The organism is Methylotenera sp. (assembly GCF_036401095.1).
GTDB lineage: Bacteria > Pseudomonadota > Gammaproteobacteria > Burkholderiales > Methylophilaceae > Methylotenera.
In genome coordinates, this window is record NZ_DASWWA010000003.1 from 428810 (window position 1) to 442619 (window position 13810).

General features: G+C 40.0%; 14 protein-coding genes. 4 read left to right on the forward strand and 10 right to left on the reverse strand.

Annotated elements, in window-relative coordinates:
• Nucleotides 1–4 precede the first annotated feature (4 nt).
• From VGD82_RS03760 to VGD82_RS03775, 4 genes are all read left to right on the forward strand, one after another.
• Nucleotides 5–439, forward strand: coding sequence for a group 1 truncated hemoglobin (locus tag VGD82_RS03760; RefSeq protein WP_331019281.1), 435 nt, complete (start codon nt 5–7; stop codon nt 437–439).
• Between the two features lie 25 nt (nt 440–464).
• A complete protein-coding gene (locus VGD82_RS03765) occupies nt 465–1055 on the forward strand; it encodes a methylamine utilization protein (RefSeq protein ID WP_331019119.1) in 591 nt (196 codons plus the stop codon).
• Between the two features lie 23 nt (nt 1056–1078).
• Entirely contained in the window at nt 1079–3424 is a 2346-nt protein-coding gene (locus VGD82_RS03770) for a bifunctional diguanylate cyclase/phosphodiesterase (RefSeq protein WP_331019120.1), read from the forward strand.
• 194 nt (nt 3425–3618) lie between these two features.
• Nucleotides 3619–5031 (forward strand): sensor domain-containing protein, encoded by a 1413-nt coding sequence (locus VGD82_RS03775; RefSeq protein WP_331019121.1) that lies wholly within the window; start codon nt 3619–3621, stop codon nt 5029–5031.
• Between the two features lie 123 nt (nt 5032–5154).
• On the opposite strand, the gene VGD82_RS03780 is transcribed toward VGD82_RS03775, so the two are convergent.
• The 10 genes from VGD82_RS03780 to VGD82_RS03825 form a co-directional block, all read right to left on the reverse strand.
• Nucleotides 5155–6174 carry an NADP-dependent oxidoreductase gene (locus tag VGD82_RS03780; RefSeq protein ID WP_331019122.1) on the reverse strand — a complete coding sequence of 340 codons (1020 nt, stop codon included), beginning with the start codon at nt 6172–6174 and terminating at the stop codon, nt 5155–5157.
• Between the two features lie 30 nt (nt 6175–6204).
• Entirely contained in the window at nt 6205–6585 is a 381-nt protein-coding gene (locus VGD82_RS03785) for a hypothetical protein (RefSeq protein WP_331019123.1), read from the reverse strand.
• A 9-nt stretch (nt 6586–6594) separates the two neighbouring features.
• The gene (locus tag VGD82_RS03790) at nt 6595–7428 is read right to left on the reverse strand and encodes an oxidoreductase (RefSeq protein ID WP_331019124.1); all 834 of its coding nucleotides are present in this window, start codon (nt 7426–7428) and stop codon (nt 6595–6597) included.
• Nucleotides 7429–7532: 104 nt separating this feature from the next.
• A complete protein-coding gene (locus tag VGD82_RS03795; RefSeq protein WP_331019125.1) occupies nt 7533–8123 on the reverse strand; it encodes a TetR/AcrR family transcriptional regulator in 591 nt (196 codons plus the stop codon).
• A gap of 346 nt (nt 8124–8469) precedes the next feature.
• Nucleotides 8470–9072: a TetR/AcrR family transcriptional regulator gene (locus VGD82_RS03800; protein ID WP_331019126.1), complete on the reverse strand. Its 603-nt coding sequence runs from the start codon at nt 9070–9072 to the stop codon at nt 8470–8472.
• 726 nt (nt 9073–9798) lie between these two features.
• The gene (locus tag VGD82_RS03805; RefSeq protein ID WP_331019127.1) at nt 9799–10194 is read right to left on the reverse strand and encodes a hypothetical protein; all 396 of its coding nucleotides are present in this window, start codon (nt 10192–10194) and stop codon (nt 9799–9801) included.
• Between the two features lie 209 nt (nt 10195–10403).
• Nucleotides 10404–11387 (reverse strand): VWA domain-containing protein, encoded by a 984-nt coding sequence (locus VGD82_RS03810; RefSeq protein WP_331019128.1) that lies wholly within the window; start codon nt 11385–11387, stop codon nt 10404–10406.
• Nucleotides 11384–11920, reverse strand: coding sequence for a hypothetical protein (locus VGD82_RS03815; protein WP_331019129.1), 537 nt, complete (start codon nt 11918–11920; stop codon nt 11384–11386). The genes VGD82_RS03810 and VGD82_RS03815 overlap by 4 nt, the downstream gene beginning before the upstream one ends.
• Nucleotides 11920–12885, reverse strand: a complete 966-nt coding sequence (locus tag VGD82_RS03820; protein WP_331019130.1) for a vWA domain-containing protein — start codon at nt 12883–12885, stop codon at nt 11920–11922. Before VGD82_RS03820 ends, VGD82_RS03815 begins: the two co-directional genes overlap by 1 nt.
• A complete protein-coding gene (locus tag VGD82_RS03825) occupies nt 12886–13803 on the reverse strand; it encodes a nonribosomal peptide synthetase MxaA (RefSeq protein WP_331019131.1) in 918 nt (305 codons plus the stop codon). It lies immediately after the preceding gene.
• Nucleotides 13804–13810 lie beyond the last annotated feature (7 nt).

The following is a 13810-nucleotide window of genomic DNA, read 5'->3' on the forward strand; positions in this document are numbered from 1 at the left end:
ATTGATGCGTAATAATTTCTTAATGATTTTAATGCTAGTGCTTTCATCTTGTGCACAAATACAATCTTCAAGCCATCAGTCTGAGAGCCCAACTTTATTTGAGCGCATTGGCGGTCTGCCAGTGTTAACGCTAGTGGTGTCTGAAACTATCGATATGTCTGCGTCTGATCCTAAAATTAAGCGTTCGTTCGATGGCGTCAAATTAAGTACCTTAAAGCAAAGTGTTGTTGACCAGTTATGTGTGCTGACTGGCGGAAATTGTGTCTATGAAGGGGAAACGATGAAAAACTCTCATCGTGATCTTAAAGTGACCAGTGCCGAGTTTGAGTTGTTTGTAGAAACATTCAGAACTGCCCTCAATAAGCATGTTGCGACTAAGGAGAAAAATGAGCTATTAAAGATACTAGCTCCGATGAAGCGTGATATTGTTACCGATTAATGATTAATTCTTACAGAGCCAATCTATGAAGCATGCTGCCCTTAGCTTATTTCTACTAGCAACATCCTTTCAATTACACGCAGCAGAGCTTACGGTGCAAGTGAATGACCAAGCAGGTAATCCGCTAAGTAACGCTGTTGTTTATTTAGAGACCGATGCCAAACCTAACCGTAGTGCGTTGGCTGAAGCAAATGTTGATCAAAAGAATAAGCAGTTCTGGCCGTTTGTAAGCGTAATACAAGTTGGCACCAGTGTTAACTTCCCCAATAAAGACTCAGTCCGTCATCATGTTTACTCATTTTCACCAGCTAAAGTTTTTGAATTAAAACTCTACTCGGGTGTTCCGGCAAAGCCTGTTGTTTTTGATAAGCCTGGTACGGTAATCCTTGGATGTAATATTCATGACAATATGCTGGCCTATATACATATTGTTGATACGCCATATTTTGGCAAAAGTGATGTGAATGGCATCGTAAAACTGACAGATTTACCTAGCGGTCAACATACGCTGAAAGCCTGGTATTACGCTACAGTTAAAGAAAACTTTATTACTGAGCAGAAAATAGCCATCAAAAACAACGAAACGGTTTCACTAAAGCTTGAAACCCACAACTAACTCATTACGCTCATAACTAAAACATGCAATTCAAAAGTTTAAAAAGTCGAATCTCCGTTATATTTTTATCGCTGATCTTGGTGATTCAGGTTTTAAGCTCAATTGCTATTAAATTAAGCATTGATAAAAACGCACGGCGTTCAGTCAATCAACAGCTGGAAGTAGGTGAGCGTGTATTTTTAAACCTACTGCAAAATAATGGTGAGAGCTTAAGTGTAGGTGCCCGTATATTGGCTGCCGACTTTGGCTTTAAAGCCGCAATTGCGAGTAATGATCACGAAACCATCCTCTCTGCACTGGTTAACCACCAATCAAGAATCAATGCAGATATCGCAATTTTTTACTCTGCTAATCAAAATAGTTTAGTGATTTCTGAAAACCTGTCAGAAACTGAGGTGAGTGAGAAGATAGCCGAAGTTATTTACAAGGCGAAAAGTGACTCACAAAAAAACAACTTCACAATTTTTAAAAATCAGCCATATCAACTAGTTGCTGTGCCGGTGAAAGCCCCGCTTACAATCGGCTGGGTCGTGATGGGGTTTAAAATCAACAACAGCTTGGCAAATACACTGCACAAACTTAGTAATCTGGAAGTAACTTTTATAAGTCAGGCTGGAAAAAGTCCTTGGCACTCGACCGCAAGTACTATGAGCGTAGGTGCTACTGAGCAGATTGTGAAATATACAACAGATCAGCAAGCTTTCAATACCCCCAGTAATTTAGAGCTGACCATCGGCGATGTTGCTTTTGGTACTAGGTATGTTTCTATATTTAAAAATATTAATGAATCACTCTATGTGGTTTTACAACGGTCTATTGATGAAGCGACCGCGCCTTTTCAGGTGTTATTACTTAATTTTCTGATTTTAAGTATTGTCGGTATGCTCATTTTTATCGTGAGTATTTTGTATATTTCGCGCATAGTGGCGCAGCCAATTGTCGAGTTGGCAAATACAGCTAGGAAGCTGGAGGAGGGCGATTACACCTTCAATGTTGATACTTCCAGAAAAGATGAGTTAGGTAAGCTAAGTAGCGCTTTCAGTAGCATGCGTACCGCGATTGCCGATAGGGAAAAAAGCATTACTAAATTAGCTTATTGGGATGAAATGACGGGCTTACCAAACCGTGCATCGTTCATGAAGGAGCTTAATAGTGCCATCAATAAGTCAGACGTCAGTCGTGAGCCACTTTCTGTGTTGGTTATGAATCTGGATCGATTCAAACAAATTAACAACGTGCTCGGGTACGATTTCGGTAATCAGTTATTGCATGCGGTATCTATTCGTATTTCGCAGGTGTTTCGTAAAGATAATGATCTAGTTGCAAGAATCTCCGGCGATGAGTTTGCTGTGCTGTTGCCGGCGACTGATGCAAATGTAGCAGTGAATATTGCACAAAAGCTTTTGCAGGCTTTTGAGAAGCCGGTTGAGTTAGACGATAACTTTGTTGATATCACTGCGGGCATTGGTATTGCAAGTTATCCAGTTCATAGTAACCAAATAGAGCAACTTTTGAGTTTTGCAGAGGTTGCTATGCAGGTTTCAAAAGCACAAAAATCTGGGCCAGTGGTATTTCAGCCAAGCTTTGATGTAGGAAGCAATGTAAATCTTACTCTAGTCTCTGAGCTTAAAAAGTCAATACATAACAATGAGTTGTCGATTTTTGTTCAACCTAAAGTTAATCTCAAAAGTAGAGTGGTGACCTCGGTTGAGGCATTAATTAGATGGAAGCATCCAACTAGAGGAATGATTTTTCCTGACCAGTTTATTCCGTTTGCAGAGCAAACCGGGTTAATTAGAGATATTACGCTCTGGATGATAGCGGAGGCTTCTAAACTTAGCGCAGTTTGGCTGGAGAAGGGTATATCCATTCCAATTGCAGTGAATATCTCGGCAAGAGATTTGATTGATTCTGACTTTCCAAACAAAGTTGCTGAAATACTAAAATCTACGGGCTCAAACACATCGCTCATTTCACTAGAGGTGACGGAGAGTAGCATCATGGATGACCCACATCGTGCAAAGCAGACCTTGCTGCATTTATCTCAAATGGGTATTAAGCTAGCGATTGATGATTTTGGTACAGGCTACTCATCTTTGTCATATTTAAAAGAGCTACCTGTCAGCGAGCTGAAAATTGACAAGTCATTTGTTATGCATGTTGAACAAAATCAGAATGATAGAATTATCGTTAATTCAACTATTGAGCTAGCGCACAACATGGGCTTGCATGTGGTTGCGGAAGGTGTGGAAAATATTGAGGTATGGAAGTCGTTACAAGAGATGGGATGTGATTATGGTCAGGGTTATTATATGTCTAGGCCAATTCCTGCATCTGACTTTGAGGCTTGGTATCAGCAATGGGTTTGATAGCTGTTCAACTAAGTTCATTCCTTTGTTAAACTCAATAAATAAGCACTTAGCTAAATGAACTAGTTCTTTAGTATGTGTCTTATTGGTTTCACATCTAGTTAATTTATATGGGCTGTTAATTCTTTGATTAATAGACACTACATAAAAATTTTGATACTTTACTCTCCGTTTATAAAGTCTACCAATTCACCATGAACGATCAAAATCAAGACCAGCGCCTCAGAAACATTCTTTTTAACAGTTTAGATGCTTTTGTTGGGGTTGATCACAATGGACTTGTCACTGAATGGAATCAACAAGCCGCCAATATATTTGGTTGGAGCCATGATGAAGCTATAGGCCAAAATATGGCTGAAATCATTATTCCGCAGAGATTAAGGGAAGCGCATCAGCAAGGAATGCAGCGTTTTCTGCAAAGTGGTCACACTGAGATGCTAAATCGCCGTATTCAACTAGAGGCTAGAAGAAAAAACGGGGAAGAGTTCCCGATTGAAATGGCGATTACTTATATTTTGAATGCAGATGCTCATGAGTTTTATGCATTTATACAGGATATTTCAAGCCGCAAAGTTGAAGAGCAAAAGCTTCGCTTTTTGGCATCTAACGACCCGCTCACTGGGGTGAGAAATCGTTCGTATTTTAATACCAACTTGCCGGAAGCAATGGCAAGGAGTAGGCGTACTGGTAAAAGTCTAGCGTTGATGTATCTGGACATCGATCATTTTAAATCTATCAATGATTCTTTAGGGCACGAAGCAGGGGATTCGCTTTTAAAAGAGTTTGCAAGCAGGCTTAAAGCTAAATTGCGTGAAGCTGATATTGTCTCTCGTTTAGGCGGTGATGAGTTTGCCGTAATTATTGAGGGCGTTGATACTGAAGATGACGCAAGTAAAGTAGCCTCTAATATTATTCAGGAGCTAAATCAGGGCAATTGGTTAGGTGGAGCTAACCTTAAAATTACCTCAAGTATTGGTATTGCCATCTATGATGGCCGTTTGATTGATGCAGATAAGCTGGTGGCACTCGCCGATAAAGCCATGTATATGGCAAAACATTCAGGCCGTAATAATTTCAAAATATTGAGATTTGAGGATATAGAAGCCTCAATTGAAGAAAAATCTCGCCCTAGAGCTGCAGCAAGCATCTCGATTACCCAAAACCTATTGAGTGTTCAGCAAAAAGCTGGGGGTAATTTTTTGCAAAATACCTTATCGGCCTTAAGGCGTCATCTTGATATGGACGTAGCATTTATTTCTCACTTTCATGATGGTCTTCGTGAGTTTATGTTTGTTGACTCCAAGGATATGAATCCGCCAATTGCCGTGGGCGGTAGTGGATCATTAGAGGACAGCTACTGCCAAAGAGTGATAGATGGACGCTTACCTGAAATCATTAATGATGCTTTCGAACTGCCAGAAGCTATGAGTATGGAAGTTACCGCGTTGGTTCCGGTTCGTGCGCATATGAGTGTGCCTATTAAGCTAAGTGACGGTAAAATTTATGGCACCTTCTGTTGCTTTAGTTATACGCCGGATCAAACACTCAATGAGCGCGACATCTCAGTGATGCATGTCTTTGCAGACTTAATATCTCAGCACTTATAGAATAGAGTTAGTAGAAGATTAGTATATAGGCACTTTATTTTAATAACGTGTAAAAATGTTATTTAACATAATATACATTATACGAAATAATTAAAACAGTTTGAATTGGCAATGCAGCAACCTTTATAGTGCCGCGCTATTGTGAATCGTTACAACTACTTTGCCCTTAGCGCGGCCTTCTTCAAGGTAGATAAGTGCTTCTTTGGTTTGGTCGAATGGAAAGACCTTGTCTATCACCGGAATTATTTTCCCTGCATCAAGGAGTTTACCAATCTCTGCGAGTTGTTGACCATCGGGATGTACGAACAGGAATGAATACTCTATGTCCAGCTTTTTGGCCTGCTGTATGATCTTGCTGCTAATTAAACCAAACACTAACCTCATGACAAAGTTCATGCCTCTGGCTCGAGCGAAAGCAGCGTCTGGTGGCCCAATAAGTGACACAACTCGGCTCTTGGGTTTCAAAATCCGAAGAGATTTCTCGATTCCATCACCCCTGATGGTACCCAGCACTACATCATAGCCCTGCAACACATTCTCGAACTCCTGCCTCTTGTAATCAATCACCTCATCGGCTCCTAGGCGTTCAACTAGGCTTACGTTAGCTGAACTGGTGGTGGTTCCAACCGTTGCACCCATGTATTTTGCGAGTTGGATTGCGAACGTACCTATACCTCCAGATCCAGCAGGTATGAATACTTTCTGGCCAGGCTTAAGATATGCACGCTCTTTAAGTGCCTGCCACGACGTGAGACCTACCATGGGAATTGAGGCTGCTTCTGCGAAGTCAAGATTTACAGGTTTTAACGCAGCTGCACTCTCCGCAACAACAGCAAACTCAGCAAGCGCTCCCGTGCCTTGGTCAAAGATACTGGCGAAAACTGCATCGCCCGGTTTGAAGCGTTTAACGAGATTTCCCACCTCTACTACGATGCCTGACAGATCACTACCGATTGTCGCTGGTAGTTGAAGCTTAATGATGGGCTTGAATGCACCTTTAGCAATCATGTAGTCGATCGGATTAAGACCGACAGCGTGGACTTGGACTAGAATTTCATTAGCCTTGATTACAGGCTTATTAATGTCTGCAAACTCGAACTGATTGGTCTTTCCATATCGTTTCAAGATAAATGCTTTCATCATTTCATTCCCGGTTTCTTGTTAATGGTGTGCTTACTTCTTGTGTATGCCGACATACAGAAAAGCCAGCACAAGTGCCAATTCAATAAAAACGGCTCCCAAAATACCGCTAGCTGCATGTCCTGTAGAAAACTCATAAACACCGAGAATTGCCAGCAGCATGCATCCTGTTATAGTCCCTGCGATGAGTGCTGTGCGGGTTTTCGAGTGATCAGCCCTTTTTACCATGAAAAACATTACAGCTAGACCGATATACAGTGCAGCTATTCGTCTTCCCAGTAACCCTACTTCGTTTGTTAATTCAACTCCCCAGCCTTCTAGCATCAACGCTGGTGCAAACATTAAGATGAAGGCTAACGCTACGAATAAGAAGGAGGTCAGCACTGAAAGACGATAGAATGATAATAGCTTCATGATGGTTTCCTATGGTTGGCTAGCTATTTGTTCCAGTGAATCAAGCTTTAACTCTTTTCGAATTCCCATATCAACTAATGCAGCAGGTGCAAACCTTCTAAGAAAACTCAAGCGACAGGATAGTTTTCCAGCAGCGTAACGTAGCTTAGGATATTTAGCATTAGCAGCTTTCAAAACAACATTAGCAACTACTTTTGGATTGTCACCACCAGCCACAGCTATCTTCATCAATTTAGCGAGCGCTTTCCGTGCAATTGAGTATTCATCCAATTTAGCATCTGCTTCTAGGGTATTAGCTTCAAAATGCGTATTGGTATAGCCTGGTTCAATCACTGAAATACGGATTCCTCGAGTTCGCAACTCATGGTCTAGTGATTCTGAATAGCCTTCTACTGCATGTTTGGTAGCAGCATAGCTTGCCATGTATGGAGCCGGTATCAGGCCAAGAATAGAACCGATATTAATAATGCGGCCTTCGCCTTGTTTCCTCATGTATGGCACAACAGCACCTGTCATGCGGACTATGCCAAAAAAATTGGTATCGAAAATCATTTTGGTTTGTTCAATTGAGCTTTCTTCAGCTCCAGCTGGAGCTATACCAAAGCCTGCGTTATTAACCAATAGATCAATTCTGCCCTCAATTTGCACAACTTCTTTTAATGCAGCCTCAATAGATTCTTCACTATTTACATCCAACGCAATCATCTTGTATGAGCGTTTAGAGGTTTGAGCTACCTTACGGCTAGTTCCGTAAACCTTGTAGCCAGAATTTGCGAGTAACTCTGCAGTAGCTTCACCGATTCCTGTTGAAGCACCTGTCACAATTGCGATCTTGCTTTTCATATATATCTCCTTTTTTACATTCAAATTAAATAAAGCATTTTAAAAATATGATAATCATCATATTTAATGTCAAAAAAAAGCCAAAGTGCTTAATGGGAAATTAATCATACTTTGGCATCAAAGTGTTTTAAAGTCGCTTGGCGTAAAGCTTTACTAAGCTCAGTATCATCTACCGCGCGGGCTAATAATAATGTTCCTACCATAGTGGACATCATTACTAGCGCCTTTTCATCTGAATTGGTTTGTTGGCCTGATAGCCTACTTTTAATAAGCGCTATCATTTCTTTGATACGGCAAGTTGAGGCTTTCCTTACCTCTGGCGCTTGGCGCGGCATTTCAGAACCTAAGGCAGCTAAAGAGCAACCTGACTCAATGTTATCTATATGCTCATTTGATAAATAAATCTGCATTAAGGCTTGTAATGCCTGCTCACCGGGTATTTCAGCGAATATTCTTTTGGCAATAGCTATTGTCTCCTCCCCTGCTCGATCAGCGGCTTCCGCCAGCATTGCATCACGAGATGCAAAATGTGCGTAAAAGCCGCCATGCGTGAGACCAGCTTCTTTCATGATGTCAGCTACACCAGTTCCATCATAACCGCTTCTACGAATTGCTCTGGCAGCAGTTTCTACAATGCGCGTATGCGTAATTTCTTTACGATTTGAAGCTTTTTGTTTGTTTGCAACTTGTTTCATGATGGTCATCATATATGACAATCATCATAATTTGTAAATTAAATTTATATTTAGTAGTAGAAGGTATAGTTTGGAAGAAAATTTACAGGCATAAAGTATTGCGTAATTAACAATCATCATTGCAGAAAATCAGCATAAAAATGAAGTGAAACACATGCAGCTAATAATTGATTGGCGCTCTAATTCATGAGATTTTTTGAAATGGCAGTGTATTGCTAAGATGTTAACAATAAGAAACAAAGAGCTTTGTGCATTAATGTGGTTTAGCTATGTTTTTATTATCGCTACCTTGATTGTTAACAATAGCTAACTTTAAGGTCAGAACGATTGCCTGCTGTTACTGCGTTTATTTCAGCATCAATTTAACCGTGACTAATGCGTAGTCCGTAGATGTTTGCAACTCTGATTTGCTAACCCCATCTTTTGCACGTAATGCTAGCCCATGTACAAAAGTCATATAGAACTCGGCCAATGTTTGTGGGTTGGCTGTGCTGATTAACTGACCATCTGATACAGCTTGTTTAAATCTTTCTTCTAATACGCGCTTATAGCCTGACCTGAGGTTTTTCAGTCTATTCATGTGCTCTATATGCTCTGGGGAGCAATTGATGGCTGCAGTCATTATTAGACAGCTGCATGGATTGTTTTGGCTCGTGAATATATCAACGTTGCTATATAGCGAGCTTCTGATTGCGTCGTAAATAGATGGATGGTCGTTTAAGGCTTTTAGTGGGCCAGCTTTCAGGGTCTCTGCATACAGATTTACTACCTCATTAAAGAGTTTGTCTTTATTTCCAAATGCAGCATATACGCTCGGTGCTTTAGTGCCAATTGCGCTAATTATGTCCGTCATTGTTGTGCCTTCGTAGCCTTTTTCCCAGAAAATCAACATCGCTTTATTTAGCGCAACATCTCTATCAAAAGTTCTTGGGCGACCTGCGGATGACATAGAAACTCCTTTTAAAACAGTTAATTGCAAATAATGTAACTTGGGTTATATAAATACACTAATAATGTAATGTATATTACATTATTAGATTTGGCAACTACAACATCAAGTTATGGATGTATAAGTGCGTAAGTTACAAATTGAAAGCGTAATAGTGGGCGGTTTTAAAATAAGGTTTGCTTAGATTTAAAATCGCAGATGCAAGAAGCGTTGTGTTGCATAGTAAACAGATAATTTTGGCTTAGAGGCTCTACCCTACTCTGTATTGAAACTAACTTTGCTCTTTGGAGAGCGACTTTTATTTGTATGTTGAGTTTCTGTAGTCGCAGGCGAGGATTTCAGTTAGCTTATTTGATTAGTATGCCTAGCTTTGATCTCGATTGGATGAGCCTCGACGGCTGATTGAGATGTGATAAAAACTGGGTAAACGTACTTATGCCCTATACCTTCTAATATAAAGTCGGACAGCTTTAACTTAATAAATGATGGACAGCATTAGCGATTTAATGCTGTCCATCATTAAGACTACTAATATTCGTATATTGAAATATATGCGTCTAAAACCCAGGAAATCTTTTGGGAGACTATTGGCGTGATTTTTTTATAAAGCCCTAGAATACTATTTCTGCACAAAAAGTTATTTTCTAACATATGAGATTCTCCTAAGGCTTAGTGATTAATCTGATATTAAGTTTATCTTTTTAAATGTTCTTAGTGTTATATCTATTAGAGCTTGTCCATTGCATATTTAAGTAGACTATACGCAATCCACATAAAACCAACAGAAGTAATTAAAAAGCTAACTGCGCTAAAAATCTTCCACTTGGTTTTATCCCAAAAGTTAGTATCAAATGCGGCAATTGTAAAGATTGTAGGGTTGGTAAAACCACCAATAGCGATGCACCAACAAGCAATTACAGGAAGTTCTACTCCTGCACCATAGAAGCCTAAGCCAAATAGCGCCATTAATGCATAATCAACGTGCGCTCTTATGAGTGTTTTGTAGTCCACTACAAATGCATCCACTCTTTTAATTGGAAACCATTTTGCAAACGTCATCAGCCATGCGGATGTGATTAATGCAGTGATACAAGCTACGGCCCCTATTAGTAATACTTCCATTTTATTCTCCTAAATTAATATTAAACTGCAAATTAATAATACAGACAGGTCTGTCTTATTGCAACTAAAATATACAGTTTTTAATACTAATTTTGAGAAATGTTGAGAATTTAAATTGGTGATTCCAAACAGCAGAAGGAATCACCATAATATGAAGATAAAGGACAGTTAATTTGCTTACTTAGCCATAATTTTAATTGTTGTAAGCTCTAGTGCTTGAACCTATTGGCAATATAGTTAAGTGAAATTAAATTAGGGATATAAGTAGCAAGTAGCGTTAGCAAGCCTAGGCATAGGAAAAGCCACCGTATTTTATAATCACTAACAAAACTTGCTGCTGGTTTTTGCCCCTGAATAAACTCATAAAATTCTGGGGTGTCTGCACCTTTTACATAGCTGGCATTGATATCACCAGATAGTTTTTTTAGATATTCGTCTTCTAATTGAGATAAAAATCTATCGTACTCGGCAAATGCAACTGGTGGGTCAGGCTCATCTTGACTAGGGTCAGAATATGTAACACTGACTGCGCCCGAGTTGTTATTTTCACTGATTGGCCAATACCCTACTCTTTTGTTATTTGAGTTAAACCTTGGAACACCCACTTTTGTGGTTGAACCTACGCCAATAAACGCTAGGTTTTTACCTATTTGTATTCCACTTAAATCTTGTTGAATTGTTACATTGACTCTAGGCGCTTCGTCACCGTCTGTAAAAAACAGCATTTGCGCAGGTACGTTGAGCGAATCAAATACATTGGCTGCAGCGCGTACACCAAAGCTTAATCGACTATTGCCTTTCCACGCCATTCGCCATTCAAGATGATCAATTGAATCGGTAATGACGTCTAGGTTTTTACATACTTCCAACGGGTTTAGTAGCAATGCAACATTGTCAGATGCAAAGATACCAATACTAAAGTAAGTGCCGCAGGGTGATGTTTTAACGATATTTTTCATCAAATAGCGCGTATATTCCAACCGGCTTGCCGCTTGATTATTAATTTTCTCATCTTCAGCATTCATGCTTTGCGACACATCTGCCACCAGTAGGTAATTATGCACCTTCTGTTTTAATTGGATGGTTGGCATGAATAGCGCCAACGCCATAAACACGATGGCTAATACGTAGAGCAACGTTTCGTAGTGGCTTTTAATCAATAAAACTGATTTATTCAAAATAGATTTATTCATGGCAGACCTATCGGTAAGTTACTCAATTCCATCGTTGATTGTTCCTTGGGTGCTGAATGCATGTTTTTTGCCATGACTGAATTGAGTAGGCTTAAATTAAACTTGGATGCTACATCGGTTGGCTCAATTCGTAGCGACTGCTCATAGGCTATCTTTGCTTGCATGTAAGCGTGCCTTGCTTCATCTTGAAAGGTGCCATCTTCATTAATGCGGCGGATTAGCCCAAAAATGAACAGATTGTTACCAATATTAAAATGAATCTTGGCCTGATTAGCTAAAGACGGCGATTGATCTAATAACTGGCTATAAGTCTGTATCGCATGTTTATAATCAGATTTATTACCCTGGTCATAAGCTGCGGTATATTTTTGCAAGTAAGGGTAACTATCATCAGTAATGACCTTCCCTGCAGTAATTTTCTTATTTATGCCAGAGATAATATGGCACTGATAGGCCTCATAGCTTGCCCCGGTTAGACCTATCAGCACTAATATAGCGAGTGCTAGATTACGATTTTTAATGTTTTTTGCCATTAATGTATCCTAAGGTTTTTAATCAATAAAATTAAAAGGCTCAGTACCATGGCTATTGCAATCAGGTTGTTAGCATAATCATGGCCTGGAATAATAACGCTGTACTGGATGATGTTTTTTTCTTTTGCATTAATTTCACGCAGTGCAGACTCTAGCGTTGTTGGGTTGTCTGCCTCGAATGCTTTATATTTAATTTTAAGAGACTTAAAAAAACGATCAAGATTGATAGCATCTGGTGCTTGCTCGTCGCTGTAGTTTGCATCATTAAAAATGCTGATGTCATCTGGTTCACGCAGCACAATCCAATACAGGTTTATTTTCTTGCCTATCAATTGCTGGGAAATTTTGTATTTAACCCTAGGGCTTAATTTACCTGCGCCATCTGAAAGCAAAATCACCGCACGTGAACCTGAACTTTGGATGTTGTCGAATAAAGTGACGCCTTGTGTAATACCTGCACCAATATTGGTTTGGTTCAAAGCCGGCCCTGTTGCTGCTTTAATTGCGCCATGTATCGCATCACGATTAGCCGTGATTTTCATGCCGTATAACGCGGAATTTGTGAAGCCAACAACGCCCATCATGTCGTCAGGACGTGAGTCAATAAACTCAGTAATTAAGCGCCTAGCCGCCATGGATTTTATTTCAGCGGCTCTGCCACCTGATGCCTGACCAGCAAAGGGGTGGTCCATGCTCACGCTTCTATCAATCACTAGCACGGTTTGTGCACCCTTGCCTATTTTTTGTTCCTGTTTACTCTCTCCTTGTGGCGACGATAACGCCAATACAATGCAGATTATCAATAATGAAACCATTGATTTAAGAATGAGATTGGCAATCTCAGAGTATTTGTCTGCAGGAACAATCTCAATCCATGAGTAAAATTGACCTTGGTGACTTTTTAAAATAAATGGAATAGCTGCCAACGGTAGCAACAGCAAGGCCCATGGTTGTAGTAAAGTCATCTATGCGCCTCTCTCACAATCCCTTAAGCGTTTACTTAATTTAAGTAAATTGCCAAAGTGCTGCTCTGAATACATAGCGCTGTTTGCAAATAATAGTGAGTTTGATTGCTCAAAAAAGGCGTAAATCTCATCTTTTAATTTAGAAAAATTAGGGTTTTTGTGGATAAATGACCCTATATCATCAGCAAAGAGATTGGTACCGTGCTTTTTGTTGAATGCTTGATGAATGTAAATAGAAGCCTCTTTTAAACCATCTAATGACTTAGGCGCTTTTCTGATGCGGCGATGGGCTTGAGCAAATGCACCATTCATTAATGGCAGCCAGTGACCATCTGCATTGATATAGAAAAGACCTAACAGGCCCAATGCCAGCATCGCTAAAAACGCACCTAGCCTGGTTTGGTGTGAGCTGATATTTAAAACTTCAGGTTGATGTTGTGGATACATCAGTTTTTTTGCATTTTCTACATTTTCTGGCACTAAGGCCGCGTACCAGAACGGCCAAGCTGGAATTTCAGCCGCCAAATGGTTGGCGTTTGCGTTAAATTTCAAAGTTTCTTTTGGAAATTGCATGCGTGCTGGCTTGCTAGCTGCGGCGAAAACTTGGTAGGTAAGGTTGATGGAGTACCTGTTTTTATCGCCAGCTTTAGTGGCTACCAGTGTGATGTCTTTTAATTCAATGCCATCAGCGCTTCTACCTTTTGCCGGCAAGTCAGTTTTGGCTAACGTATAAGGTTGATTGATTTCCAACTCTATGTGGCGTTGCAGTACATCACCTATCTGCACGCCACTGTTGAATTGTGGATTTTGAATGTTAAGAAACTTAACATTCGGGTTCTGAGCGGATGCGATAGGTATATAAGATGCGTAGGACACAACACCGAGTAACAAGAGGAATTTAATGATGAATGTTTTCATAATGACT

Excerpts from the sequence above, each read along its gene's own strand:
- VGD82_RS03825 (WP_331019131.1), bottom strand. The coding sequence starts at position 13,803 with ATGAAAACATTCATCATTAAATTCCTCTTGTTACTCGGTGTTGTGTCC.
- VGD82_RS03785 (WP_331019123.1), bottom strand. The coding sequence starts at position 6,585 with ATGAAGCTATTATCATTCTATCGTCTTTCAGTGCTGACCTCCTTCTTA.
- VGD82_RS03780 (WP_331019122.1), bottom strand. The coding sequence starts at position 6,174 with ATGATGAAAGCATTTATCTTGAAACGATATGGAAAGACCAATCAGTTC.
- VGD82_RS03765 (WP_331019119.1), top strand. The coding sequence starts at position 465 with ATGAAGCATGCTGCCCTTAGCTTATTTCTACTAGCAACATCCTTTCAA.
- VGD82_RS03775 (WP_331019121.1), top strand. The coding sequence starts at position 3,619 with ATGAACGATCAAAATCAAGACCAGCGCCTCAGAAACATTCTTTTTAAC.
- VGD82_RS03800 (WP_331019126.1), bottom strand. The coding sequence starts at position 9,072 with ATGTCATCCGCAGGTCGCCCAAGAACTTTTGATAGAGATGTTGCGCTA.
- VGD82_RS03810 (WP_331019128.1), bottom strand. The coding sequence starts at position 11,387 with ATGAATAAATCTATTTTGAATAAATCAGTTTTATTGATTAAAAGCCAC.
- VGD82_RS03815 (WP_331019129.1), bottom strand. The coding sequence starts at position 11,920 with ATGGCAAAAAACATTAAAAATCGTAATCTAGCACTCGCTATATTAGTG.
- VGD82_RS03795 (WP_331019125.1), bottom strand. The coding sequence starts at position 8,123 with ATGAAACAAGTTGCAAACAAACAAAAAGCTTCAAATCGTAAAGAAATT.
- VGD82_RS03820 (WP_331019130.1), bottom strand. The coding sequence starts at position 12,885 with ATGACTTTACTACAACCATGGGCCTTGCTGTTGCTACCGTTGGCAGCT.
- VGD82_RS03805 (WP_331019127.1), bottom strand. The coding sequence starts at position 10,194 with ATGGAAGTATTACTAATAGGGGCCGTAGCTTGTATCACTGCATTAATC.
- VGD82_RS03770 (WP_331019120.1), top strand. The coding sequence starts at position 1,079 with ATGCAATTCAAAAGTTTAAAAAGTCGAATCTCCGTTATATTTTTATCG.
- VGD82_RS03790 (WP_331019124.1), bottom strand. The coding sequence starts at position 7,428 with ATGAAAAGCAAGATCGCAATTGTGACAGGTGCTTCAACAGGAATCGGT.
- VGD82_RS03760 (WP_331019281.1), top strand. The coding sequence starts at position 5 with ATGCGTAATAATTTCTTAATGATTTTAATGCTAGTGCTTTCATCTTGT.